At 72.5% G+C, this 22,871-nt stretch carries 21 protein-coding genes; 11 read left to right on the forward strand and 10 right to left on the reverse strand.

The features are described 5' to 3' along the window. Positions 1 to 95 precede the first annotated feature (95 nt). From ACZ5CW_RS39880 to ACZ5CW_RS39890, 3 genes are read right to left on the reverse strand one after another with little or no spacing between them, the layout of a single operon-like run. Positions 96 to 434: a plasmid stabilization protein gene (locus ACZ5CW_RS39880; RefSeq protein WP_468610497.1), complete on the reverse strand. Its 339-nt coding sequence runs from the start codon at positions 432 to 434 to the stop codon at positions 96 to 98. Positions 435 to 489: 55 nt separating this feature from the next. Then, on the reverse strand, positions 490 to 1,608 hold the full coding sequence (locus tag ACZ5CW_RS39885; RefSeq protein ID WP_468610499.1) for a WD40/YVTN/BNR-like repeat-containing protein: 1,119 nt from the start codon (positions 1,606 to 1,608) through the stop codon (positions 490 to 492). A gap of 11 nt (positions 1,609 to 1,619) precedes the next feature. Beyond that, positions 1,620 to 1,763 carry a hypothetical protein gene (locus tag ACZ5CW_RS39890; protein ID WP_468610501.1) on the reverse strand — a complete coding sequence of 48 codons (144 nt, stop codon included), beginning with the start codon at positions 1,761 to 1,763 and terminating at the stop codon, positions 1,620 to 1,622. A gap of 78 nt (positions 1,764 to 1,841) precedes the next feature. Here ACZ5CW_RS39890 and ssgD point away from each other — a divergent pair, with 78 nt between their 5' ends. Next, the gene (gene ssgD, locus ACZ5CW_RS39895; RefSeq protein WP_468610503.1) at positions 1,842 to 2,258 is read left to right on the forward strand and encodes a spore wall synthesis regulator SsgD; all 417 of its coding nucleotides are present in this window, start codon (positions 1,842 to 1,844) and stop codon (positions 2,256 to 2,258) included. A 26-nt stretch (positions 2,259 to 2,284) separates the two neighbouring features. Here ssgD and ACZ5CW_RS39900 read toward each other — a convergent pair whose 3' ends face one another. Then, a complete protein-coding gene (locus ACZ5CW_RS39900) occupies positions 2,285 to 3,133 on the reverse strand; it encodes an isocitrate lyase/PEP mutase family protein (protein WP_468610505.1) in 849 nt (282 codons plus the stop codon). A 361-nt stretch (positions 3,134 to 3,494) separates the two neighbouring features. Here ACZ5CW_RS39900 and ACZ5CW_RS39905 point away from each other — a divergent pair, with 361 nt between their 5' ends. Next, on the forward strand, positions 3,495 to 5,120 hold the full coding sequence (locus ACZ5CW_RS39905; protein WP_468610507.1) for an ABC-F family ATP-binding cassette domain-containing protein: 1,626 nt from the start codon (positions 3,495 to 3,497) through the stop codon (positions 5,118 to 5,120). Positions 5,121 to 5,142: 22 nt separating this feature from the next. Here ACZ5CW_RS39905 and yicI read toward each other — a convergent pair whose 3' ends face one another. Further along, positions 5,143 to 7,413 carry an alpha-xylosidase gene (yicI, locus tag ACZ5CW_RS39910; RefSeq protein WP_468610509.1) on the reverse strand — a complete coding sequence of 757 codons (2,271 nt, stop codon included), beginning with the start codon at positions 7,411 to 7,413 and terminating at the stop codon, positions 5,143 to 5,145. Positions 7,414 to 7,695: 282 nt separating this feature from the next. Between yicI and ACZ5CW_RS39915 the strand changes: the two genes are divergently transcribed. From ACZ5CW_RS39915 to ACZ5CW_RS39930, 4 genes are read left to right on the forward strand one after another with little or no spacing between them, the layout of a single operon-like run. Continuing rightward, entirely contained in the window at positions 7,696 to 8,934 is a 1,239-nt protein-coding gene (locus tag ACZ5CW_RS39915) for an ABC transporter substrate-binding protein (RefSeq protein WP_468610511.1), read from the forward strand. Between the two features lie 11 nt (positions 8,935 to 8,945). Continuing rightward, the gene (locus ACZ5CW_RS39920) at positions 8,946 to 9,896 is read left to right on the forward strand and encodes a carbohydrate ABC transporter permease (protein ID WP_468610513.1); all 951 of its coding nucleotides are present in this window, start codon (positions 8,946 to 8,948) and stop codon (positions 9,894 to 9,896) included. Between the two features lie 6 nt (positions 9,897 to 9,902). Then, positions 9,903 to 10,736, forward strand: coding sequence for a carbohydrate ABC transporter permease (locus ACZ5CW_RS39925; protein ID WP_468610515.1), 834 nt, complete (start codon positions 9,903 to 9,905; stop codon positions 10,734 to 10,736). A 17-nt stretch (positions 10,737 to 10,753) separates the two neighbouring features. Beyond that, positions 10,754 to 12,145 (forward strand): GH1 family beta-glucosidase, encoded by a 1,392-nt coding sequence (locus tag ACZ5CW_RS39930; protein ID WP_468610517.1) that lies wholly within the window; start codon positions 10,754 to 10,756, stop codon positions 12,143 to 12,145. Between the two features lie 38 nt (positions 12,146 to 12,183). Here ACZ5CW_RS39930 and ACZ5CW_RS39935 read toward each other — a convergent pair whose 3' ends face one another. Then, entirely contained in the window at positions 12,184 to 13,425 is a 1,242-nt protein-coding gene (locus ACZ5CW_RS39935) for an ROK family transcriptional regulator (protein ID WP_468610519.1), read from the reverse strand. 335 nt (positions 13,426 to 13,760) lie between these two features. On the opposite strand from ACZ5CW_RS39935, the gene ddaH reads away from it, so the two are divergent. Together ddaH and ACZ5CW_RS39945 are read left to right on the forward strand one after the other, a co-directional pair. Then, complete coding sequence (ddaH, locus tag ACZ5CW_RS39940; RefSeq protein WP_468610521.1) at positions 13,761 to 14,537, forward strand: dimethylargininase; 777 nt, start codon at positions 13,761 to 13,763, stop codon at positions 14,535 to 14,537. 228 nt (positions 14,538 to 14,765) lie between these two features. Then, complete coding sequence (locus ACZ5CW_RS39945; RefSeq protein ID WP_468610523.1) at positions 14,766 to 15,740, forward strand: acyl-ACP desaturase; 975 nt, start codon at positions 14,766 to 14,768, stop codon at positions 15,738 to 15,740. Positions 15,741 to 15,765: 25 nt separating this feature from the next. Here the strand turns inward: ACZ5CW_RS39945 and ACZ5CW_RS39950 are convergent, their stop codons facing one another. Further along, the gene (locus ACZ5CW_RS39950) at positions 15,766 to 16,011 is read right to left on the reverse strand and encodes a WhiB family transcriptional regulator (protein WP_468610525.1); all 246 of its coding nucleotides are present in this window, start codon (positions 16,009 to 16,011) and stop codon (positions 15,766 to 15,768) included. Positions 16,012 to 16,283: 272 nt separating this feature from the next. Between ACZ5CW_RS39950 and ACZ5CW_RS39955 the strand changes: the two genes are divergently transcribed. After that, positions 16,284 to 17,075: a VOC family protein gene (locus tag ACZ5CW_RS39955; protein WP_468610527.1), complete on the forward strand. Its 792-nt coding sequence runs from the start codon at positions 16,284 to 16,286 to the stop codon at positions 17,073 to 17,075. 20 nt (positions 17,076 to 17,095) lie between these two features. Here the strand turns inward: ACZ5CW_RS39955 and ACZ5CW_RS39960 are convergent, their stop codons facing one another. Both ACZ5CW_RS39960 and ligD read right to left on the reverse strand, forming a co-directional pair. Next, positions 17,096 to 18,208: a LacI family DNA-binding transcriptional regulator gene (locus ACZ5CW_RS39960; RefSeq protein ID WP_468610529.1), complete on the reverse strand. Its 1,113-nt coding sequence runs from the start codon at positions 18,206 to 18,208 to the stop codon at positions 17,096 to 17,098. Positions 18,209 to 18,316: 108 nt separating this feature from the next. Further along, entirely contained in the window at positions 18,317 to 19,336 is a 1,020-nt protein-coding gene (gene ligD, locus ACZ5CW_RS39965) for a non-homologous end-joining DNA ligase (protein WP_468610531.1), read from the reverse strand. Between the two features lie 73 nt (positions 19,337 to 19,409). On the opposite strand from ligD, the gene ACZ5CW_RS39970 reads away from it, so the two are divergent. Continuing rightward, on the forward strand, positions 19,410 to 20,489 hold the full coding sequence (locus ACZ5CW_RS39970) for an ATP-dependent DNA ligase (protein WP_468610533.1): 1,080 nt from the start codon (positions 19,410 to 19,412) through the stop codon (positions 20,487 to 20,489). Between the two features lie 13 nt (positions 20,490 to 20,502). On the opposite strand, the gene ACZ5CW_RS39975 is transcribed toward ACZ5CW_RS39970, so the two are convergent. After that, positions 20,503 to 21,693, reverse strand: coding sequence for a zinc-dependent alcohol dehydrogenase (locus ACZ5CW_RS39975; protein ID WP_468610535.1), 1,191 nt, complete (start codon positions 21,691 to 21,693; stop codon positions 20,503 to 20,505). 181 nt (positions 21,694 to 21,874) lie between these two features. On the opposite strand from ACZ5CW_RS39975, the gene ACZ5CW_RS39980 reads away from it, so the two are divergent. Beyond that, positions 21,875 to 22,871 (forward strand): DUF3048 domain-containing protein (locus ACZ5CW_RS39980; RefSeq protein WP_468610537.1); only part of this gene is annotated, 997 nt, incomplete at its 3' end.

Genomic DNA, 22,871 nt, shown 5'->3' on the forward strand with positions numbered 1-22,871 from the left:
ATCGCCTTCTCTTGTGTCCTGCCCCCCCCCCCCCCCCCCCCCTCCCCCCTGCCCCCCCCCCCCCCCCCCCCCCCCCGGTGGGGCCGTCCGACGGCTCAGCTCTTCTTCGCGTTCAGCGCACGCTGCAGCTGACTCTTGTTCATGTTCGAGCGGCCCTCGATGCCGCGCTGCTTCGCCTCGTTGTACAGCTGGTCGTAGGTCGGCCCCTGGGAACCGACCCGGTTGCCCGATCGCTGGCCGCCGCGCTTGCCGGACGACATGTCCTGCGTCGAGCTGCGGCTGGCGGTCCTGGACTCGCCGGAGCGGGCACGTTCCTTGTTCACCGTCCGCGCGGCGATCTCCTCGGCGCGCCCGGTGCTCTCGCCGCGGTCCTGCGCGCTCTTCTTGATGTGCTCGTACTGACGTTCGCGCTTGGGGCTGGAACCGGCTGGCATGATCGCTCCCTTCCTTTGCGGCAGGGAACGAGTACCCGGCCCGCGCTCACTTACGTCAGCGTTCCAGGCGGGCCACCCTCCCCTGTTCGCCGGCCGCCCAGCAGCTCAGGTCGGGGGTACAGGTGACGGTGTCGTAGGAGCCGGTGTCGACGGTCCGCCAGGTGCGGCCACCGTCGGTGGTGAGGTCGGTGCCGGTGGGGCCGACGGCGAGCGCGGCGGTGCGGCTGTGCGGGAGCCAGGCGGCGCCGGAGCGGTAGGCGGGCGGGGGCGTGGCTGCGGACGTCCAGGTGCGGCCCCCGTCGGCCGTGACGGCGGCGGCCCGCGGGGAGGGCTGGTCGGGGCGGTAGTCGCCGCCGACCGCGATGCCATGGGTGCGGTCGCGGAAGGCGAGCGCGAAGACCCCCTTGGCCGGATCGCCCGCCGGGACCGGCGTTTCGGCCGCCGTCCAGGTCAGTCCGCGGTCGGCGGAGTGCAGCACGCGCGCGTGGGCGCCGCCGCCGGTGGCCAGCCAGACGTCCTTCGGGCCGGAGGTGACGAGGCACTGGCCGCTCGCGGCGAACCCGGCCTCGCCGTCCAGGGCGGGCGGCATGCCGTCCGCGGGCAGCACCCGCCAGGAGCGGCCGCCGTCGCCGGTGGACAGGATGCGGAACTTCCCGTCGACGGGGTCGCCGAGGGCGAGGCCGTGGCGGCGGTCGAAGAAGGTGAGGCAGTCGTAGAAGGCCTTCGGGTCGGTGTTGCGGAAGGACTCCGTCCAGGTCACCCCGCCGTCGTCGGTGCGGTACACCCGGGAGGCCTCGCCCTCGCCGATGGCCAGGACCACCGCGCGCCGCGCGTCGAAGGCCTGCACGTCCCGGAACTGCAGCTCGGCGGCCCCCGGCGGAGAGACGTTCCGCCAGGTCGAGCCGCCGTCCGTGGTGCGCAGCACCGTGCCGCCGGTGCCGGCGAGCCAGGCGGTGTGCCGGTCGACGGCCGCGAGGCCCCGGAAGCGGACCTGCGGGGTGCCGGGGTCCTTCGCCTCCCAGTGCGCGCCCGCCGGTCGTGCGCTTGTCCCGTCGAGCGGCCGGGCCTCGGCCGCCGGGACCGTCAGCGCGGCCAGTGCCGCCCCGCACGCCACCCCCGCCGCCGCCAGCCTGCTCGTCCGTCCCCTGCGTCGCGTGCTCCCCAAGCGCCTCATGGCGGGCGAAGCTAGCCCATGCCCCCGGTGCCGTCCAGGGGACCGGCCGCCGGTCGGCGGGGGCGGGCCGGCCGGTCCTTGCGGGTGGGAACATCCGGTGTCTCGCCGTGCATGAAGGCGGTGACCGAGGTCACTCGTTCCGCGTGTGCACGCATCGGCCGATTCCGTCGTCTCTTCCTGTGCCGGGTGCCGCACATCCGGGCGTAGTCCAGCCGTCACGAGGGAGCAAGGCGTTGTCCACCGTCATCGAGCAGCCCGTAGAGGCCCGTCTCGTCGCCGCCGCACCGCGCATGCCGAGCATTCCCGCGACGCTGCGCTACGAGCGGCACGACCCGTTCGCCGTCCGCATGACCTTCCCGGCGCCGGCCACCCTGGAGGGTGTCGAGGTCTGCTGGACCTTCTCCCGGGAGCTGCTGGCGGCCGGTCTGCAGGGACCCGAGGGCCATGGCGACGTCCGCGTGCGGCCCTACGGGTACGACCGCACGGTGCTGGAGTTCCACGCCCCTGAGGGCACCGCGGTCGTCCACGTGCGCTCGGGGGAGATCCGGCGGTTCCTGGCGGCGGCCGACGAGCTGGTGCCGGTCGGCCTCGAACACCTCCAGCTCGATCTGGACCACGGCCTGGCCGAGCTGATGCGGGACGCCTGTTGACCGCTACGCGCGCGTGAGCGGCGCTTTCAGGACCTCGTCGCCCCCGCACCGGTGATCAGCGCGTTCAGCTCGCCGTAGTCGTAGCCGTCGGCCAGCGCCTCGTACGTCCCCGCCTCGAGCAGTTCCCGCGTGGCGCGGCGGACCAGGGCGTGAGCGGCCTGGGCGAGGGCGGCGCCCGCGCTGATCCGGGCGACGCCGAGCGCGGCCAGCTCGGCGACCGACGGCGCGCCGGGGACCAGCATCACGTTGACCGGGCCGTCGATGCCCGCGACGAGCGCCTTGACGGTCTCCGGGTCGACGGCCCCGGGGACGAAGATCCCGTCGGCGCCCGCGGCGAGGAAGGCCGCGGCCCGTTCCAGGGTGACGTCCACTCCCCCGGCTCCGCGCAGGAACGTGTCGATCCGGGCGTTGACGAACAGCGGCACGCCGGCCTCGTCGGCGGCCCGGCGGGCCGCGGCGATCCGTGCGGCGTGCTCGGCGACGGGCCTGAGCGGCGCACCGCCCGCCCCGTGCCGGGCGTCCTCGATGTTGACACCGACGGCGCCCGCGGCGAGCACGGCCCGCACGGTGTCCGCGACCCCCGCCGGGTCCTCGGCGTAACCGGCCTCGATGTCGGCGCTGACCGGCACGCGCACGGCGGCGGAGATCCGGGCGACCGCCTCGAGCGCGCCCTCCCGGTCCAGCCGGCCGCCGTCGGCGGCGCCGAGCGACCAGGCGAGGCCGGCACTGGTGGTCGCGACGGCCGCGGCGCCGGTCTCCGCCACGACGGCGGCACTGACCGCGTCCCAGGCGTTCGGCAGGACGAGGGGGCGGCCGGGCACATGCAGGGCGCGGAAGGCGAGGGCGGATTCGTGCAGCGGGTGCTGTGGCGTCATGGGCCAACCCAAGCAGCCCCGGCGCGGCGGACGCTGGCAGGAATCCGACAGGTACGTCGGCCGGCGCCCCTCGTGCCCGGCACGGTTCCGCGTGGCCGTAATCGCGTTGACAGTGCCTTGGGCCCCTCGTACGGTGTACATCGGTCCTGTTGCCGTCGATTGGAGAAGGACGTTGCTCGTCTGAGGTTCTGAGACACCGCGTTCACACCGGTGAGGTGTGCGTGGCGTACGACCTCGGCGTCCGAGCCGTCCTCCGGCACAGGCCTTTTCTCGTGGCCTCTGCGTGCCCAGACCTTCGGTTCCGCCTCGCGGTGTCTCGACATGCGTCCACCCGCACGCACCCACCCCTCGCGAGGCCCTCATGTCTGCTTCCCTCACCTGCACGTCCCTGTCCTTCGCCTGGCCCGACGGCACCGCCGTCCTCGACGGCCTCGACATCGCCTTCGGCCCCGGCAGGACCGGGCTCGTCGGCGTCAACGGATCGGGGAAGTCCACCCTGCTGAAGCTGCTGGCCGGTGAACTCACTCCGGCCGACGGCACGATCAAGGTGGCCGGCGAGGTCGGCCACCTCCCGCAGAACGTCACCCTGGACACCACGCTCCGCGTCGACCAGGCCCTCGGCATCGCCGACCGGCGAGCCGCGCTGCACGCCATCGAGGCGGGCGACGTGGCCGAGGAGCACTTCGAGACGGTCGGCGACGACTGGGACGTCGAGGAGCGCGCCCTGGTCACCCTCGGCGAACTCGGCCTCGGCCACATCGGTCTGGACCGCACCGTCGGCGAGGTGTCCGGCGGCGAGTCGGTGCTGCTGCGGCTCGCCGCGCTGCTGCTGCGCCGCCCGGACGTCCTGCTGCTGGACGAACCGACCAACAACCTCGACCTGTACGCGCGCCGGCGGCTGTACCAGGCGGTCTCCGCCTGGCCGGGCGTACTGGTCGTGGTCAGCCACGACCGGGAGATGCTCGACCTGGTCGACCAGATCGCGGAGCTGCGCTCCGGAGAGGTCGCCTGGTACGGCGGCAACTTCTCGGCCTACGAGGAGGCTCTCGCCGTCGAACAGGAGGCAGCCGAACGGATGGTGCGCGTCGCCGAGGCCGATGTGCGCAAGCAGAAGCGCGAACTGGCCGACGCCCAGGTCAAACTGGCCCGTCGCAAGCGGTACGGGCAGAAGATGTGGGACTCCAAGCGCGAGCCGAAGATCGTCATGGGCGCCCGCAAACGCGCCGCCCAGGAGTCCGCGGGCAAGCACCGCATCATGCACGAGGAGCGGCTCGCCGAGGCCAGGGGGCGCCTGGACGAGGCGGTGGAGGCCGTGCGGGACGACGACGAGATCCGCGTCGACCTGCCGTACACGGCCGTACCGCCCGGCCGGCAGGTGCTCACCCTGGAGAGGCTGGCCATGGCCTACGGGGCGCGCGTCGAGGGCATCTTCGATCTGCGCGGCCCGGAGCGGATCGCGCTCGTCGGCCGCAACGGCTCGGGCAAGACGACGCTGCTGCGGACCGTCGCCGGGGAACTGGCCCCGGTGGCGGGCGAGGCGAGGGCGCATGTCCCGCTGCGGTTCCTGCCCCAGCGGCTGGACGTGCTCGACGACGAGCTGACGGTCGCCGAGAACGTGGCCCGGTTCGCGCCGGGCGCCACCAACAACCGGATCCGGGCCCGCCTGGCCCGCTTCCTGTTCCGGGGCGCACGGGCCGACCAACAGGCGGCCACGCTCTCGGGCGGCGAACGGTTCCGGGCGGCCCTGGCCGCGCTGATGCTCGCCGAACCCGCGCCCCAGCTGCTGCTGCTCGACGAGCCGACCAACAATCTCGACATGGCCAGCGTCCGGCAGCTGACCTCGGCCCTGGAGTCGTACGAGGGCGCGCTGCTCGTGGCCAGCCACGACCTGCCGTTCCTGGAGTCGATCGGCATCACCCGCTGGCTGCTGATGGAGGAGGGGGAACTGAAGGAGATCGCACCGCAGGACATCGGGGCGTCGGCCTAGGCCGAGGCCGACACCCCGTGGTTCAGCCCAGGGGTACGACCACCTCGCCCGCGCCGGTCGCGCTCGCGCCGCCTGCGACGAGGACGGTGAACGGGCGGTCGGTGCCGCGCGCGGTGACCCGCAGCCGGGCGCCGTCGCGGCGGACGGTGAAGGCGGCGGCCACGGTGCCCGTCAGGTCGGGCACCGTGGCCTCGGCGGTGTAGTCGGGCGCGGCCGTGGGGTGGACCAGCAGGGTCGGGGCGTCCAGCCAGTCGCCGTCGGGCCTGCCGTCGTCGGAGGCGAGCGGCAGGACGGCGCCCTCGCGGACGTACAGCGGCAGGCTGTCACAGGCGTGCCGCTCGGTGCGCCAGGCCGGGCCGGTGGCCTGTTCGCCGGTCAGGAGGTGCGTCCAGGTGCCCTCGGGGAGGTAGACCTCGACCTCGCCGTCCTCCGTGAAGACCGGCGCGACCAGCAGGTCGGGGCCCAGCATGTACTGGCGGTCCAGCGGGCGGCACGCCGGGTCGTGCGGGAACTCCAGGAGCATCGGGCGCATCACCGGGACGCCGGTGCGGGGGGCCTCGGCCGCGGCACCGTAGAGGTAGGGCATGAGGCGGTGCTTGAGCAGCGTGAACCGCCGGGCGACCGCCACGGCCTCCTCGCCGAAGTTCCACGGCACCCGGTACGACGAGGAGCCGTGCAGGCGGCTGTGCGAGGAGAGCAGGCCGAAGGCGAGCCAGCGCTTGAACACCGCCGGGTCGGGGGTGCCCTCGAAGCCGCCGATGTCGTGGCTCCAGAAGCCGAAGCCGCTCAGGGACAGGGAGAGCCCGCCGCGCAGCGACTCGGCCATGGCCTCGAAGGACGCCCAGCAGTCGCCGCCCCAGTGCACGGGGTACTGCTGGCCGCCTGCGGTCGCGGAGCGGGCGAAGAGGACGGCCTCGCCCTGCCCGCGCTCCTTCTCCAGGAGTTCGAAGACGGTCCGGTTGTACAGATGCGTGTAGTAGTTGTGCATCCGCTCCGGGTCGGAGCCGTCGTGCCAGACGACGTCGGTGGGAACGCGCTCGCCGAAGTCGGTCTTGAAGCAGTCGACGCCCTGGTCGAGCAGCGCCTTGAGCTTGGCCTGGAACCAGGCGCGGGCGTCGGGGCGGGTGAAGTCCACCAGCCCCATGCCGGCCTGCCACAGGTCCCACTGCCAGACGTCGCCGTTCGGGCGGCGCACGAGGTGGCCGAGGGCTGCCGCCTCCTCGAAGAGCGGGGACTTCTGGGCGATGTACGGGTTGATCCACGCGCTGACCCGCAGGCCCCTCTCCTTGAGCCGGGCCAGCATGCCCTCCGGGTCGGGGAAGACGGCGGGGTCCCACTCGAAGTCGCACCACTGGTACTCGCGCATCCAGAAGCAGTCGAAGTGGAAGACCGACAGCGGGATGCCGCGCTCGGCCATGCCGTCGACGAAGGACGTCACCGTCGCCTCGTCGTAGTCGGTGGTGAAGGACGTGGTCAGCCACAGGCCGAAGGACCAGGCGGGCGGCAGGGCCGGGCGGCCGGTCAGGGCGGTGTAGCGGGCGAGGACGTCCTTGGGGGTGGGGCCGGCGATCACGTAGTACTCGAGGGTCTGGTCCTCGACGCTGAACTGCACCTGGCCGACGGACTCGGAGCCGACCTCGAAGGAGACCCTGCCGGGGTGGTTGACGAAGACGCCGTAGCCGCGGGAGGAGAGGTAGAACGGGATGTTCTTGTAGGCCTGCTCGCTGCTGGTGCCGCCGTCGGCCTGCCAGACGTCGACGACCTGGCCGTTCTTGACGAACGGGGTGAACCGCTCGCCGAGGCCGTAGATCTGCTCCCCCACGCCGAGCGCGAGCTGGGCGAGGACATGGTGCGCGCCGTCGTCGGTGGTGGCGAAGGCGGTGCCCTTGGCGCCGGCCCGGGTCACCTCCCGTCCGTCCGCGCCGTGGAACGCCAGTGCCCAGGGGGCCGCCTCGTCCAGGCGGAGGGTCAGCGAGCCGCTGGTCAGTTCCGTGACGGTGCCGTCGCGGCGCACCACGCCCGCCCCGTCCGCCGCTTCGGCGAGGGCGAATTCGGGTCCGGGGCGACGCCTGCCGGCGTGGTGCGTGACCCGGACCCCGATCACGCCCTCGGCGGGTGAGAAGCAGTCGACCGTGAGGAGCGGCGCGTTGAGCGTGTCCCCCCTCCGCGTCACCTTCTTCACGGCGGCATAGGCGGTGAAGCGCTTCGATTGCGCCTGTACGTCACGGACCTCGGCGGCGTACGCGATCTGCACGCCGTCGCGGATGCGCCAGAAGCCGTTGGTGAACTTCATGTTCTTCCTCGAGGGAGCTGGAGTGGTTCGAGTGGGGGCATGGAAGCGTCGCCCGGCATTTTGATCGTACACAGAACAAATCTCCGCCGGACAGGGAAGACGCCCGGGAACACCGCCCTGACCAGGCTTGATCACGGGATTCCCAGCGGTCCTCACGGCGGAGCGTGAACGAACGGACACACATCAGGGTCTGGCGCCGGGCCCCCGCATGACGTATTAGTCATCACCATAAACAAACTCGTCCGGCGCCGCTGCCGGACAGGACGACAGCAAGGGCCGCACATGTCGAAGCGCTTCAACAGACGCTCCCGCAGGGCCGTGACACCCCTCGCAGCTGTCTCCGCCCTGGTCGCCGGGGCGGCACTGACCGGCTGCGGCCAGCAGCGCGACAGCTCCGTCTACACCGTGCTGAACTCCTCGACCGACGAGACGTACCACCGCTGGGACGCGCAGGCGATGGCCCGCTGCGGCAGGCGGCTGGGCGTCACCGTCGAGCAGCAGAGCGTCCCGGCGGCGCAGGTGATGACGAAGGCGCTGCGCATGGCCTCTTCGAAGTCGCTGCCCGACATCGTGCAGTTCGACGCCTCGGAGATGCCGACGTTCGCCGAGGCCGGCGGGCTGACCGACCTCCGGACGCTCGGGCTGAGCACCGGGGACATCCCCCAGGGCATCGTCGACTTCGGCTCGTACAAGGGGACGTACTACGGAGCCGCCCGGTCGGTGAACACGCTCGCGCTCTTCTACGACAAGGACATCCTCGACCGGGCGGGCCTGAAGGTGCCCACCACCTGGGCGGAGCTGCGCGCGACCGCGAGGAAGCTGACGCAGGGCAAGAGGTACGGCCTGGCGCTCAGCGCGGGCGGCGCCGAGGACGGCGTCTTCCAGTTCACGCCGTTCATGTGGTCCAACGGCGGGGACGAGACCCGCCTCGACGGGCCGAGGGTCGTCGAGGCGCTGGACTACTGGAAGAGCCTGCTGAAGGACGGTTCGCTGTCGAAGTCGACGGTGGGCTGGACGCAGGCCGACGTCAACGACCAGTTCATGGCGGGCAATGCCGCCATGATGATCAACGGCCCGTGGCAGGTCGAGACCCTGAACACCAAGAAGTCGCTGCACTGGGGCATCGCCCGCATCCCGGTGCCGAAGCCGGGCGAGAAGTCCGTGGGACCGCTGGGCGGAGCCGTGCTCACCGTGCCGAACACCGGTGACGAGCGGCGGGAGCGGATGGCGGGGAAGATCGTCGCCTGCCTGTCCGGCGAGCGGGAGCAGCTGACCTACGCACTCAACAGCTGGATGGTCCCGGCCAACGAGAAGGCCGCCGCCGTCTGGCGCGAACGGGTGCCGGAGCTGGACGCGCTGGCCGACCAGGTGGCCGCGGCCCGGTCCCGTACGGCCGAGCTCGGCGCAGGCTGGTCGGGCGTGTCGCTCGCCCTGCAGAGCGCCTTCCAGTCCGCCCTGACCGGCCAGTCCAGCCAGGCCGCCCTCCAGCGCGCCCAGCAGCGGGCCACGAGCGGGAACTGAGGTACGCGCAGATGACCACGTCCACCGTCACCGCGTCCGCGCCCGCAGCGGCCGCCCCGGCCACCGCGCCCGACCCCGCCCGGCTGCGGCGCCGGCGCCGGCTGGCCCAGTGGGGGTTCGTCGCCCCCGCGGTCCTCTTCATGCTGCTGTTCTTCGGCTACCCGCTCGTCCGCAACATCGTGATGAGCTTCCAGCACTACACGCCGAAGACGTTCTTCACCGGCGAGGCGCCCCTCAACGGCTTCGACAACTGGTCGAAGGTCTTCCGGGACCCCTTGTTCGGCAAGGCCCTGTGGCACACGCTCGTCTTCACCGCGGGCTCGCTGCTCGGGCAGTTCTGCATCGGCCTCGCCCTCGCCGTCTTCTTCACCCGCAAGTTCCCGTTGAACGGTGTCCTGCGGTCGCTGATCCTGCTGCCCTGGCTGGTGCCCATGGTGGTCTCCGGCATCGTGTGGCGACGCATCCTCGACCAGGACACGGGTGTACTGAACTCCTTCCTCGACACCCTCGACCTGGGCGGTCACACGCCCTGGCTGACCAGTCCGCACATGGCCCTGCTGTCCGTCGTCCTGGTCAACATCTGGATCGGCATCCCGTTCAACATGGTCATCCTGTACGGCGGTCTGCAGGAGGTCCCCCGCGAGCTGTACGAGGCGGCGTCCCTGGACGGCGCCTCGGCCTGGCGCACGTTCCGCTCCGTCACCCTGCCGATGCTCCGGCCCGTCATCACGGTCGTCCTCGTCCTCGGCTTCATGTCGACCGTCAAGATCCTCGACCTGATCCTCGCCCTCACCGACGGAGGCCCCGCCGACGCCACCCAGACCCTGGGCACGCTCACCTACCAGAACTCCTTCGTGCGGCTGGACTTCGGGGCGGGCGCGGTCGTCGGCAACGTACTGATCGTGATCTCCGCGCTGTTCGCGGTGTTCTACCTGCGGGCCAACCGCACCGAGGGGAAGTGAGCGACCATGGCCACCCACACCGCCAAGCCGCGTACGGGCAGGCGCCGCCTGGGCTCCACGGCCGCCGGGGTGCTCGTCCTGTGCGTGATGCTGTTCCCGCTGTACTGGATGCTCAACACCGCGCTCCAGCCCGAGGCCGGGCTGCTGGAGGTCGATCCGGTACCGCACCGCCTGGATCTGTCCGGCTTCTCCAAGGCACTCGGCGACCAGGGCGGGCACCTGCTGACGTCGCTGGTGGTCTCGCTCGGCGCGGTCGTCGTCTGTCTGGCGATCGCGGCCCCGGCGGCCTACGGGCTGGCGCAGTTCCGGCTGCGCGGCACCCGCACCATCGTGTTCGGCACGCTGATCACGCAGATGGTGCCGGGGATCGTCGTCGCCAACGCGCTGTACACCTCGTACGTCGGCCTCGGCCTGGTGAACTCCTACTTCGGCCTGATGCTCGCGGACGCCTCGCTGGGCATTCCGTTCTCGATCGTGCTGATGCGCTCGTTCATGGTGTCCATCCCCGGCGAGGTGATCGAGGCGGCGCAGATGGACGGGGCAGGGCGGCTGCGCACCTTCGTGCAGGTGGTGCTGCCGATGAGCCGCAACTCCCTGATCACCTGCGGCCTCTTCACGTTCCTGTTCTCGTGGAGCGACTTCATGTTCGCGCTCACCCTCAACACCACCGACGACGTCAAGCCGATCACGCTGGGTATCTACCAGTACATCGGCGCGCACGTGGGCGACTGGGGCTCGGTGACGGCCGCGTCCGTGCTGTCCGCGATCCCCGCCGCCGTCCTGCTCGTCCTCGCGCAGAAGTACATCGCCGCCGGCATCACCGGCGGTTCCGTCAAGTGACACCTGGAGCCCCGCACATGACCGAGTCCCTGGCCTTCCCGCGCTTCCCCGCGGGATTCGTCCTCGGCGCCGCCACCGCCTCCTACCAGATCGAGGGCGCGGCACGCGAGGACGGCCGCGGCCCGTCGATCTGGGACACCTACAGCCATACCCCCGGCCTGGTGGCCGACGGCGACACCGGTGACGTCGCCTGCGACCACTACCACCGCTATCCCGAGGACGTGGCACTGCTGCGGGAGCTGGGCGTGGACTCCTACCGGTTCTCGATCGCCTGGCCGCGGATCGTGCCGGACGGCTCGGGGCCGGTGAACCCCAAGGGCCTGGACTTCTACGCGCGGCTCGTCGACGAGCTGCTCTCGGCGGGCATCGAGCCGGCCGTCACGCTCTATCACTGGGACCTGCCGCAGGCCCTGGAGACTCCGTCCGGCGGCTGGCGGGTCCGGGAGACCGCCGAGCGGTTCGCCGAGTACGCGGCCGTCGTCGCCGGGCGCCTGGGCGACCGGGTGCCGCGCTGGATCACCCTGAACGAGCCGTGGTGCAGTGCCTTCCTGGGCTACTCCGTCGGCCGCCACGCGCCCGGTGCCCGTGAGGGCCGGGGCGCGCTCGCCGCCGCCCATCATCTGCTGGTCGGGCACGGACTGGCGGTCGAGGCGCTCCGGGCGGCCGGGGTGCGCGAGGTCGGCATCACCCTCAACCTCGACCGCAACCTGCCCGCCACCGGCTCCCCCGCCGACCGCGCGGCCGTCGTCCGCGCGGACACCCAGCACAACCTGGTGTGGACCGAGCCGCTCCTCGCGGGCCGGTACGCCCGGACCGAGGAGGAGACCTGGGGCGAGCTGATCAGGGACCCGGACTTCCGGCGCGAGGGCGACCTGGCTCTGATCGGACAGCCGCTGGACTTCCTCGGCATCAACTACTACCGGCCCGTCGTCGTCGCCGACTCCCCGCACCGGGAGGCCGACCCGGCGCGGCGGACGGCGACCGACAACCGGTACGCGGAGGTGCGGCTGGAAGGGGCGCGACACACCGCCATGGAATGGCCGGTCGCCCCGGACAGCTTCACCGACCTCCTGGTGGAACTGAAGGAGCGGTACGGCGACGCGCTGCCGCCGATCCACATCACGGAGAACGGCTCCGCCGAGCACGACGAGGTGAGCGCGGACGGCGCGGTGCACGACAGCGACCGGGTCGCCTACCTGCGCGACCACCTCACCGCGCTCGGGGCGGCGATGGACGCGGGCGTGGACGTGCGCGGCTACTACGTCTGGTCGCTGCTGGACAACTTCGAGTGGGCCCACGGCTACGGCAAGCGGTTCGGGATCGTCCGGGTGGACTACGACACGCAGCGGCGGACGCCGAAGGACAGCTACCACTGGTACCGCGCGCTGATCGCCGCACAGCGGGACTGACGGCATCCGGGGGGGGCACGGCGGCCGTGCCCCCCGGCTCACCTCCCGTGCCGCTCCGCGTACGCCGCCGGATCGGCCAGCACCTCGCGCACGATCACGCCGGCCGCGCCCCGCACCGCGTCGCCGGCCGAGGACGAGGCCCGCAGGCGCGTCCGGTCGTCGCGCCACAGGCCCGACACCACCCGCAGCGCCAGCTCGCGTTCGACGGCGGGCGCCAGCCAGTCCATCAGCTGCCGGTAGACGCCGCCGAGCATCACCGCGTCCGGGTCGAAGAGGTTGACCGCTCCGGACACCACGAGGCCCAGCTGCCGGCCGGCCCGTCCGATCGCCGACAGAGCGGCGGCGTCGCCGTGCCGGGCGCGCCGCTCGAGTTCGGCGACGCCCAGGACGCCCGCGTCCTCGTCGAGTCCGGCGGCGCGCAGCAGCGCCGCCTGTCCGGCGTACTGCTCCAGGCAGCCGCGGGCGCCGCACCGGCAGCGCGGCCCACCGGGGTCGACCACCATGTGCCCGATCTCCCCGGCGAAGCCGTGCGCGCCGCGCAGTAGTTCGCCTTGCAGGACGAGGGCACCACCGACCCCGGTCTCGCCGGTCAGATACAGGAAGCTGCGCACGCCCTCGGTACCGGCGCCGAACCACAGCTCGGCGAGGGCGGCCGCGTTGGCCTCGTTGTCGGAGCTGACGGGCAGGGCCCGGTGGGCGGGCCGCAGCGCGGACAAGGCCTGGGCGAACAGCCCTTCCACGGCCACCCGCCGCCAGCCGAGGTTGGGTGCCTGGCGCACGGTGCCGCCGGTGACCAGGCCGGGCAGCGCGACATGGGCGCCGACCGGGGTCAGCTCCTGCTCGGCCGCCGAGTCCAGGGCCCGGGCCGCGAGCCGGGCCGCGCGTGCCAGCACGTCCGAGGGAGGCAGCCCGCGGTTGTCGCCGTACTCCACCAGGCGCACGCGGTCGGTACCGGCCAGGTCGACGACACAGACGGCGATGTAGTCGATGTTGATCTCGACGCCCAGTCCGGCCGGTCCGGTCCGGGACACCTTCAGCACGGTGCCGGGCCGCCCCACCAGCCCGCTGCTGGTCTTGCCCCACTCGGAGACGAAGCCGTGCTCCAGCAACTGCTCGACCAACGAGGACACCGCGGCCCGGGTCAGGCCCACGTGCGTGGCGATGCCCGCCCGCGTCGCCTCCCCCGCGCCGTGGACGGCCCGCAGCACCAGACTGAGGTTGTGCCGCCGGACCGTGGCCTTGTCGGCCTTGGGTTCGAGGGGGGTCGGACTGTTCTTCATCGTGCTGCCGAGCGTATGCGACGGGGCTCATGAGCCGCCCCTGGCCTGCGCGGATGCCGTTGCCGGGGGCGTCGTGGACGGTGCCGGCAGGGCCCGTGCCGCCAGCTGCGACGAGTGCCCCGTCGGCACCACGCCCTCGCCGGCGTCGTCCGCCCGCGGCGCCGGGCGCCCCGGCACGGCGGACGCGCCCCGGGTTGCGACGTCTCAGGAGTGCCACAGCCTGACGACGAGGGTTTTGTCCTGGCCGGAGCGCCCTGCATGATGGCGGGCGGACCGGTGCCGCATCCCCGGCACCGGGAGCGCACCCTCGACCCGACCGATTCGAAAGGCCCCTCGTGCCCAGCAAGAAGGCCCTCGTCCGCCGCCCCGGCCCCCGCCTCGCCGAAGGCCTGGTGACGCACATCGAGCGGGAGCAGGTCGACGCCGGGCTCGCCGCCGAGCAGTGGGAGGCCTACGTCGAGGCGCTGCGCACCCATGGCTGGGAGACCGTCGAGGTCGAACCGGTCGACGACTGCCCGGACTCGGTGTTCGTCGAGGACACCGTCGTCATGTACCGGAACGTGGCGCTGATCACCCGGCCCGGCGCCGAGTCCCGGCGGGCGGAGACCGCCGGCGTCGAGGAGGCGGTGGCCCGCCTCGGCTGCTCGGTGAACTGGATATGGGAGCCGGGCACGCTGGACGGCGGTGACGTGCTGAAGGTCGGCGACACGGTCTACGTCGGCCGGGGCGGGCGGACCAACGCGGCCGGCGTGCAGCAGCTGCGGGCCGCGTTCGAGCCGCTGGGCGCGCGCGTGGTGGCCGTACCGGTGAGCAAGGTGCTGCACCTGAAGTCGGCGGTGACCGCGCTGCCGGACGGCACGGTGATCGGGCACATCCCGAAGGTCGACCGGCCCTCGCTGTTCCCCGGCTTCCTGTCGGTGCCGGAGGAGTCCGGCTCCCACGTGGTGCTGCTCGGGGGCGGCAAGCTGCTGATGGCGGCGAGCGCACCGAAGACCGCCGAGCTGCTGACCGACCTCGGCCACGACGTCGTCACGGTCGACATCAGCGAGTTCGAGAAGCTCGAGGGCTGTGTGACCTGCCTCTCGGTGCGCCTGCGGGGGCTGTACGCCTGACGCGGTGATCGCGCCCGTCGAACAGCCCCGGGACCTGCGGGTCCCGGGGCTGTTCGGCACGCCCGCGGAGCGTCGGTCCATGCCTCCTGATCAGCACTCTTTACAGTGCTCTTAACCTACGGCTTCGTAACCTACGGATTCGTAGCCTACGATCACGTAGGTTTCCGGCACCGCTCGCCGGGCCGTCCCCCTTCTCTCCCTCTGTTCGGCGTCCCCCTGGAGTTTCCCGTGACGATCACCTCCCCTCACCTCGGCAGCCCGTCCGTGTGGACCGACGCGCGGCTGCTGTACGCGCTGGAGGAAGTGGTCGAGAAGGAGCTGAACCGGCATCTGAAGGTCGCCAAGGACTGGATGCCGCACGACTACGTGCCGTGGAGCGACGGCCGTAACTTCCCGGGCCTGTTCGAGGACGGCCAGGCCTGGGACAAGGAGCAGTCGAAGGTCACGGAGATCGGCCGTATCGCCCTCGTGGTCAACCTGCTGACCGAGGACAACCTGCCCAGCTACCACCACGAGATCGCCTCGCTGTTCGGCCGCGACGGCGCCTGGGGCACCTGGGTGCACCGCTGGACGGCCGAGGAGGGCCGGCACGGCATCGTGATGCGCGACTACCTGCTCACCTCGCGCGCGGTGGACCCGGACAAGCTGGAACAGTTCCGCATGGCGCACATGAGCGAGGGCTTCGAGTCCGACAACCGGCACTCGATGCTGCACTCGGTCGCCTACGTCGCCTTCCAGGAGCTGGCCACCCGGATCTCGCACCGCAACACCGGCCACCAGTCGGGCGACCCGGTCTGCGACCGCATGCTGGCCCGCATCGCGACCGACGAGAACCTGCACATGGTCTTCTACCGCAACCTGCTGGGGGCCGCCTTCGAACTCGCCCCCGACCTGACCATGCAGGCCGTCCGGGACGTCGTGGTCAACTTCCGGATGCCCGGCCACGGCATCCCCGGCTTCGAGCGGGCCGCCGCGCAGATGGCGATCGGCGAGGTCTACAACCTGCGCATCCACCACGACGACGTCCTGCAGCCGGTGCTGCGCTTCCTGAAGATCATGGAGATCGACGGCCTCGGCCCCGAGGGGCGCCAGGCGCAGGAGGAACTCGGTCTGTTCCTGGGCGGCCTGGACGCGGAGGCCGCGAAGTTCGACGAGAAGCTGGCCGCCCGCAAGGCCCGCATGTCGGCGCGCGCCGCCGGCTGACGCCTGCCGGTGCGGGAAGGGGTGGTCAGTTCGAGGTGCGCCTGATGGCGAGGCGCTCCTTCTCGGACAGGCCGCCCCAGACGCCGAAGCGCTCGTCGTGGGCGAGTGCGTACTCCAGGCAGGCCGGACGCAGCTCGCACATGGCGCAGATGCGCTTCGCCTCGCGCACCGAGCTGCCGGGCTCGGGGAAGAAGAAGTCCGGCCCGGTCTGCGCGCACAGGGCCTGCGCCTGCCAGGTGTCGTCGGCCGGGGTGATGGTTTCGAAGTGCATGACCAGAATCGTGCCCCGCGGCGAAAAACGTTCGATCAACGCGAGGTCAACGACCACCGTCAGGGCCTCCGGCCGCCCCGATGATGCTCCTCGCCCGCGGGCCCGCGCACGGCGGCGCGCGGGAGGAGTGAAAAACCGGGAGAACGCGTCCGGTCACCCAGGGTGACGGCGGGTGCCGGTCCGGCGCGCCGTGGTGCTCCGGCAGCGATTGTCGGTGGGCGGTGCCAGACTCGGCAGTGCACAGGACGGGACCCCTTCCGAGGAGGGCGAAGATGCTCACCACCCGTTTCGTCAACGGCGCCCCGAACTGGATCGACATCAGCACCCCCGACCTCGACGGTGCCCTCTCCTTCTACGGCGGCCTCTTCGGCTGGCAGTTCCGTTCGGCGGGCCCGGACGCCGGGGGTTACGGCTTCCTCCAGCTCGACGGCAGGACCGTCGCGGGCGGCATGCAGGCCGGTCCCGAGCAGGGCCCGCCGGCGTGGACGGTCTACTTCCAGAGCGAGGACGCGCAGGCCACCGCCGAGGCGGCCGAACAGGCCCACGGCAGGGTGCTGTTCCAGCCCCTGGACGTGATGGGCCAGGGGCACATGGCGGTCCTCGCCGACCAGGCGGGCGTGCCGTTCGGGATCTGGCAGCCCGGACGGACCAAGGGCGTGGACGTGGCGGACGAACCGGGCGCGCTGTGCTGGGTCGAGCTGTACACGCCGGACATCGCGGCGGCCGCCGCCTTCTACCACCGGGTACTGGACCTGGAGACGTCGGCCGCGCCCTTCCCGGGTGGGACGTACACCTGTATCAATCCGGGCGGTGCCGGGGAGGACGCGATGTTCGGCGGCATGGTGCCGCTGGCCGACGCCCCGGCCGAGGCGGAGGCCGGCGCGTACTGGCTGCCGTACTTCGAGACGCAGGACACCGACGCCGTGGTCGACAAGGCCCGGCAGCTCGGCGGGACGGTACGCATGCCCGCGACGACCATGGAGGGCGTGGGCCGCATGGCCAAGCTCGCGGACCCGTACGGGGCGCGTTTCGCGGTGATCACGAGCGAGTCGCCCCAGGGCTGACCGCACGGGCCCCCGGAGGGTTACGCGGAGGCGCGGCGTATGAGCGTCGTCGGCAGGACCACTCCGGCGTCCGACGCCGCCCGGGCGTGCCGTGCCTCCGGTGCGGCCGGTGCCGTCGGCGCGGTCCCGTAGCGGCCGCGCCCGCCGGGCAGCCCGCGCAGCAGCAGGCGGGCCATCAGACGGCCCATCTCCTCGATGTCCTGACGGACCGTCGTCAGCGGCGGGTCGGTCTGTTCGGCGACGGGCATCATGTCGTCGAAGCCGATCACGGCCACGTCCTCGGGCACGCGCCGGCCGCGCTCGCGCAGCACGCGCAGGGCGCCGAGCGCGGTCAGGTCGTTGGCGGCGAACACGGCGTCCACGTCGGGGCAGCGGTCCAGGAGCGCGCGCATGGCGCGTTCGCCGCCGGCCGGGGTGAAGTCGCTCTCCACGACCAGCCGGGGGTCGCTCCCGCCGAGGACGTCGTCCATCACGTCCCGGTAGCCGTCGAGCCGGTCCACCGCCGAGGTCTGGTCCAGGGCGCCGGTGATGTGCGCGATGCGTCCGCGGCCGAGGTCCACGAGATGCCGTACGGCCGTACGGGCCCCGCCCCGGTTGTCGCAGTCGACGTACACCACCTCCGCGTTCCTGCCGGCGGAGCCCTCGGTGCCCTCGCCCCAGCCGGGCCGCCCGCCGAACACGGTGGGCACACCGGCGTCCTGGATGAGCCCGGGCAGCGGGTCGTCCAGGTGCAGGGAGAAGACGAGCGCGCCGTCGACATGGCCTCCGGCGAGATACCGGGCCACGCGCGCGTGGTCGTCCCGGCCCTCGGTGAGCAGCAGCACGAGCTGGTTGTCGTGGGCGGTCAGTTCCTTGCTGATGCCGCGCAGCTGGAGGGCGAAGAAGGGGTCGGCGAAGACCCGGGTCTCCGGTTCGGCGATGACGACGGCGACGGCGTCGTGCCGTTTGGTGACGAGGCTGCGCGCCGCCTGGTTGGGGACGTATCCCAGCTCCGCCACGGCCTGCCGGACCCGCTCGGCCAACGGCTCCCGTACCCCGTCCCCGCCGTTGACCACCCGCGACACGGTGGCCCGGGACACGCCGGCCCGTTCGGCCACGGCCTCCAGCGTGGGACGCGACACTGCCTCGGTCACTTCGGGACTCCTCATCGGCGGCTGCCGGTCAGGATATCCGGGCACCCCCCGTCCCCCAGGCCCGTCGTCGGCGCCGGCCGTCCGCTCGCCCGCCGTCCGACCGCACGCCTAGGGCGTCGGCTCGCGGCGCGCGCGGCTCGGCTGGACCCGCTTCGGTTCGCCCGGCATCTTCGGGTACTCCGGCGGGTAGGGCAGGTCGCCCAGGCCGTGGTCGTGTTCGTCGCGGCGGGCCAGCTCCAGCAGCGCGTCCAGGGAGTAGGCGTGGTCGTCCATGTCGGCGTGCACGTCGCCGAGTTCGGCGAAGCGGGCCGGCATGGTGGCGAGGTCGAAGTCGGCGGGGTGGGCCACGCCGACCTCCTCCCAGCGCAACGGCGCCGAGACGGGCGCGTGCGGGCGGGGGCGTACGGAGTAGGCGGAGGCGATGGTGCGGTCGCGAGCGGTCTGGTTGTAGTCGAGGAAGATGCGGCGCCCGCGTTCCTCCTTCCACCACTTGATGGTCACGTGGTCCGGCATCCGGCGTTCCATCTCCCGGCCGACGGCGATCGCCGCGCGCCGCACCTGGGTGAAGGTCCAGCGCGGTTCGATGGGGACGAAGACGTGCAGGCCACGGCCGCCGGAGGTCTTGGGCCAGCCGCGCAGCCCGCCGAACTCGTCGAGGACGGCGCGCAGTTCGCGGGCGGCGCGGACGGCGTCGTCGAAGTCGGTGCCGGGCTGCGGGTCGAGGTCGATGCGGAGTTCGTCGGGATGGTCGACGTCGGTGGCGCGCACCGGCCAGGGATGGAAGGTGAGGGTGCCGTACTGGGCGGCCCACACCACGGCGGCCGGCTCGGTGGGGCACATCTCGTCGGCGCTGCGTCCGCTGGGGAAGGTGATGTGGGCCGTCGGGATCCAGTCGGGCATGCCCTTGGGGGCCCGCTTCTGGTAGAACCACTCGCCGCCGACGCCGTCCGGGTAGCGCTCCAGGGTGGTGGGGCGGTCGCGCAGGGCGCGCAGGATGCCGGGGCCGACCGCGGCGTAGTACCGGGCCAGGTCCAGCTTGGTGAAACCCCGCTCCGGGAAGAAGACCTTGTCCGGGCTGGACAGCCGTACGGTCCGGCCGGCCACCTCCAGTTCCACCGCATCACCCATGCGGCCACGGTAGGCGCACCCCGCACGGCTCGCACACCGGGCGACCGGGGGCGCATGCGAGCAGAATCGGACCATGGATCTGCCGGTGATGCCGCCCGTGAAGCCCATGCTCGCCAAGTCGGTGGCGGCGATCCCGCCGGGTATGCACTACGAGGCGAAGTGGGACGGGTTCCGTGCGATCGTGTTCCGGGACGGTGCCGAGGTGGAGCTGGGCAGCCGTACCGGGAAGCCACTGACCAGGTACTTTCCCGAGCTGGTCGGGGCGTTGCGGGAGCGGGTGCCGAAGCGGTGCGTGCTCGACGGGGAGATCGTGATCGCGCGCAGCGGCCGGCTGGACTTCGACGCGCTGACCGAGCGCATCCACCCGGCAGACTCCCGGGTGCGGACGCTGGCCGAGCGCACCCCGGCGTCGTTCGTCGCCTTCGATCTGCTGGCGCTGGACGACCGCTCCCTGCTCGATGTGCCGCTGACCGACCGCCGGTCGCTGCTGGAGCGGGCCCTCGCCGGGGCGACACCGCCGGTGCACGTGGCGCCCGCGACGACCGACATCGAGGTGGCCCGGCAGTGGTTCGAGCGGTTCGAGGGCGCCGGGCTGGACGGGGTCGTCGCCAAACCGCTCGGCCTGCGCTATCTGCAGGACGAGCGGGCCATGTTCAAGATCAAGCACGAGCGGACGGCGGACGTCGTCGTGGCCGGGTACCGCTTCCACAAGAGCGGCCCGGTGGTCGGCTCGCTGCTGCTCGGGCTGTACGACGAGCACGGCCGGCTCCAGCACGTGGGCGTGTCGGCCGCCTTCGCGATGAAGCGGCGGGCGGAACTGGTCGAGGAGCTGGAGCCGCTGCGGATGGGGGACGTGGCCGGGCACCCGTGGGCGGCCTGGTCGGAGGAGGCCGCCCATGAGACGGCCCGGCTGCCTGGCGCGCCGAGCCGCTGGTCGGGCAAGAAGGACCTGTCCTGGGTGCCGCTGCGGCCCGAGCGGGTGGCCGAGGTGGCCTACGACCACATGGAGAACGGGCAGCGCTTCCGGCACACGGCCCGCTTCCGCCGCTGGCGCCCGGACCGCACACCGGACAGCTGCACCTACGCCCAGCTGGAGGAGCCGGTGCGCTACGACCTGGCGGAGATCCTCGGGGAGAAGGGCTCCGCCGGGTGACCGTGCGCGCCGCTCACGGCCGCATGAGGATCTTGACGGCGCCGTCCTGCTTGCGCTGGAACATCTCGTAGGCGTGCGGTGCTTCGGCGAGGGGCAGCCGGTGCGTGGCGAAGTCCTCGACGCCGAGCGGGTCCTCGTCCGTCAGGTAGGGCAGGATCTGGTCGCTCCAGCGGCGGACGTTGGCCTGCCCCATGCGCAGCTGGATCTGCTTGTCGAACAGGGTGAGCATCGGCAATGGATCGGCCATGCCGCCGTACACACCGCTCAGCGAGATCGTGCCGCCGCGCCGGACCAGCTCGATCGCCATGTGGAGGGCGCCGAGCCGGTCGACGCTGAAGCGTTCCGCGAGGGGCGCGCCGATCTTGCGCGGCATGAGCGCGGTGGCCGTCTGGGCGAGCTTGGCGACGGCGCTGCCGTGGGCCTCGGTGCCGACGGCGTCGATCACGGCGTCCGGGCCGCGGCCTGCCGTCTCCTCGCGGATCGCGTGGACCAGCGCCTTCTCGTCGTCGTAGGCCCTGAGGTCGTACGTCTCCACACCCCGCCGGTCGGCCCGGGCGAGCCGCTCGGGCACCAGGTCCACGCCGAACACCCGCTCGGCGCCGCGTGCCTTGGCGATCCGGCAGGCCATGTCGCCGATCGGGCCGAGGCCGAGGACGGCGAGGGTGCCGCCGGGCGGGACGGCGGCGTACTCGACGGCCTGCCAGGCGGTGGGCAGCACGTCGGAGAGATAGACGAAACGGTCGTCCGGCGGGCCCTCGGGCACCTTGATCGGGCCGAACTGCGCCTGCGGGACGCGCAGGTACTCGGCCTGGCCGCCGGGCACGGCGCCGTAGAGGCGGGTGTAGCCGAACAGGGGGGCGCCCATCCCCTCGCCGGTGACCTGGGTGGTCTCGCACTGGGTGGGCAGCCCGGTGTCACACATGAAGCAGTGCCCACAGGCGATCTGGAACGGCACCACGACCCGGTCTCCGGGCTTCAGGTTCGTCACTTCGGAGCCGACCTCCTGGACGATGCCCATGGGTTCATGGCCGAGGATGTCGCCCGGGGTCATGAACGGCGTGAGCACCTCGTACAGGTGCAGGTCGGAGCCGCACAGTCCGGTGGACGTGATGCGGATGACGGCGTCCGTGGGCTCCTCGATCCGGGGATCGGGCACGTCGTCCACGCGCACGTCCCGATGGCCCTGCCAGGTCACTGCCTTCATGGCCTCGCGCTCCCTTGCCTCGCCTGCGCGCCGGTTCGCCCGGGCGCACCCGGTGCGCAGTGTCTGCGTCGTGTGTGCGATGGCGGCCGGGTACCCGCGCGCACCTGCGCGAACCCCTTCCCCCTGTCGTTCCTCGAGCCCGCGTGTTCGTAGACGACCGGCTATGGCCAGCGATGACCGGATGAGCGCACAATCGGACAACACGGACGGGGTGGCGGCGGTGGGCATGGGACACGGGACGCGTACGCGACGCGCGGCACTGACGGCGGCTCTCCTGGCGGCCACGGTGACGGCGTCCCTCACGGCGGGCTGCACCGGCCGCGGCGGGGACGACGACCGCGCCCCGCACCCCACCACGACGCCGGACAGCTCGCTCGCCGCGGCCCGCTCACCCCTCGTCGTGAAGATCGACAACGTCCCCGCGGCCCGCCCGCAGACCGGCCTCGACGCGGCCGACGTGGTGTACGCCGAGCAGGTGGAGGGCGGGCTGAGCCGGCTGATGGCGGTGTACGCGACCAGGCTGCCGGAGACCGTCGGGCCGGTGCGCAGCGCCCGCGAGTCCGATCTGGAGCTGCTGCGTCAGTTCGACCGGCCGACCCTCGCCTTCTCCGGCGCCCAGCGCAAGCTGCTGCCGCTGGTCGACAAGGCGCCCCTGCGCGCCCGGTCGCCGGACGAGGCCCCGGACGCCTACTACCGCGACACCGGCCGGGCGGCGCCGCACAACCTCTATCTGCGCCCCGCCGAGCTGCTGCCCGCAGCCCCGGGCAGGACGGCGCTGACGACCGGTTTCCGCTACGGTCCGGCCCCCTCCGGCGGCACACCCGCGGCGTCGCGCACCGTGCGCTACCCGGCCGCCCGCTTCACCTTCACCTGGTCCCCCGGGCGCGGCGGCTGGCTCGTCGCGATGGACGGCACGCCCACGGTGGCGACGGACGGCGCGCGGACGGCGCCGCCGACGGTCGTCGTGCAGTACGTGAAGATCCGCACCTCCGGCTACCACGACGTACTCGGCAGCCGCACCCCGTACACCGAGACGGTCGGCTCCGGGAAGGCGGAGGTGCTGCGCGACGGACGGTCCTTCGCCGCCACCTGGTCGGGGGGGGGGGGGGGGGAGGGGGGGGGGGGGAGGGGGGGGGGGGGAGGGGGGGGTGGATGGGCCACCGGCAAAGTGTGGGTGG

It is taken from the genome of Streptomyces sp. NPDC031379, assembly GCF_055569615.1.

Bases quoted from the DNA above. Each gene is read 5' to 3' on its own strand.
- ACZ5CW_RS39900 (WP_468610505.1), bottom strand. From the start codon at position 3,133: ATGACGCCACAGCACCCGCTGCACGAATCCGCCCTCGCCTTCCGCGCC.
- ACZ5CW_RS39880 (WP_468610497.1), bottom strand. From the start codon at position 434: ATGCCAGCCGGTTCCAGCCCCAAGCGCGAACGTCAGTACGAGCACATC.
- ACZ5CW_RS39915 (WP_468610511.1), top strand. From the start codon at position 7,696: ATGTCGAAGCGCTTCAACAGACGCTCCCGCAGGGCCGTGACACCCCTC.
- ACZ5CW_RS39935 (WP_468610519.1), bottom strand. From the start codon at position 13,425: ATGAAGAACAGTCCGACCCCCCTCGAACCCAAGGCCGACAAGGCCACG.
- ACZ5CW_RS39885 (WP_468610499.1), bottom strand. From the start codon at position 1,608: ATGAGGCGCTTGGGGAGCACGCGACGCAGGGGACGGACGAGCAGGCTG.
- ACZ5CW_RS39970 (WP_468610533.1), top strand. From the start codon at position 19,410: ATGGATCTGCCGGTGATGCCGCCCGTGAAGCCCATGCTCGCCAAGTCG.
- ACZ5CW_RS39930 (WP_468610517.1), top strand. From the start codon at position 10,754: ATGACCGAGTCCCTGGCCTTCCCGCGCTTCCCCGCGGGATTCGTCCTC.
- ligD (WP_468610531.1), bottom strand. From the start codon at position 19,336: ATGGGTGATGCGGTGGAACTGGAGGTGGCCGGCCGGACCGTACGGCTG.
- ACZ5CW_RS39925 (WP_468610515.1), top strand. From the start codon at position 9,903: ATGGCCACCCACACCGCCAAGCCGCGTACGGGCAGGCGCCGCCTGGGC.
- ACZ5CW_RS39975 (WP_468610535.1), bottom strand. From the start codon at position 21,693: ATGAAGGCAGTGACCTGGCAGGGCCATCGGGACGTGCGCGTGGACGAC.
- ACZ5CW_RS39955 (WP_468610527.1), top strand. From the start codon at position 16,284: ATGCTCACCACCCGTTTCGTCAACGGCGCCCCGAACTGGATCGACATC.
- ACZ5CW_RS39905 (WP_468610507.1), top strand. From the start codon at position 3,495: ATGTCTGCTTCCCTCACCTGCACGTCCCTGTCCTTCGCCTGGCCCGAC.
- ACZ5CW_RS39950 (WP_468610525.1), bottom strand. From the start codon at position 16,011: ATGCACTTCGAAACCATCACCCCGGCCGACGACACCTGGCAGGCGCAG.
- yicI (WP_468610509.1), bottom strand. From the start codon at position 7,413: ATGAAGTTCACCAACGGCTTCTGGCGCATCCGCGACGGCGTGCAGATC.
- ACZ5CW_RS39890 (WP_468610501.1), bottom strand. From the start codon at position 1,763: ATGCGTGCACACGCGGAACGAGTGACCTCGGTCACCGCCTTCATGCAC.
- ACZ5CW_RS39920 (WP_468610513.1), top strand. From the start codon at position 8,946: ATGACCACGTCCACCGTCACCGCGTCCGCGCCCGCAGCGGCCGCCCCG.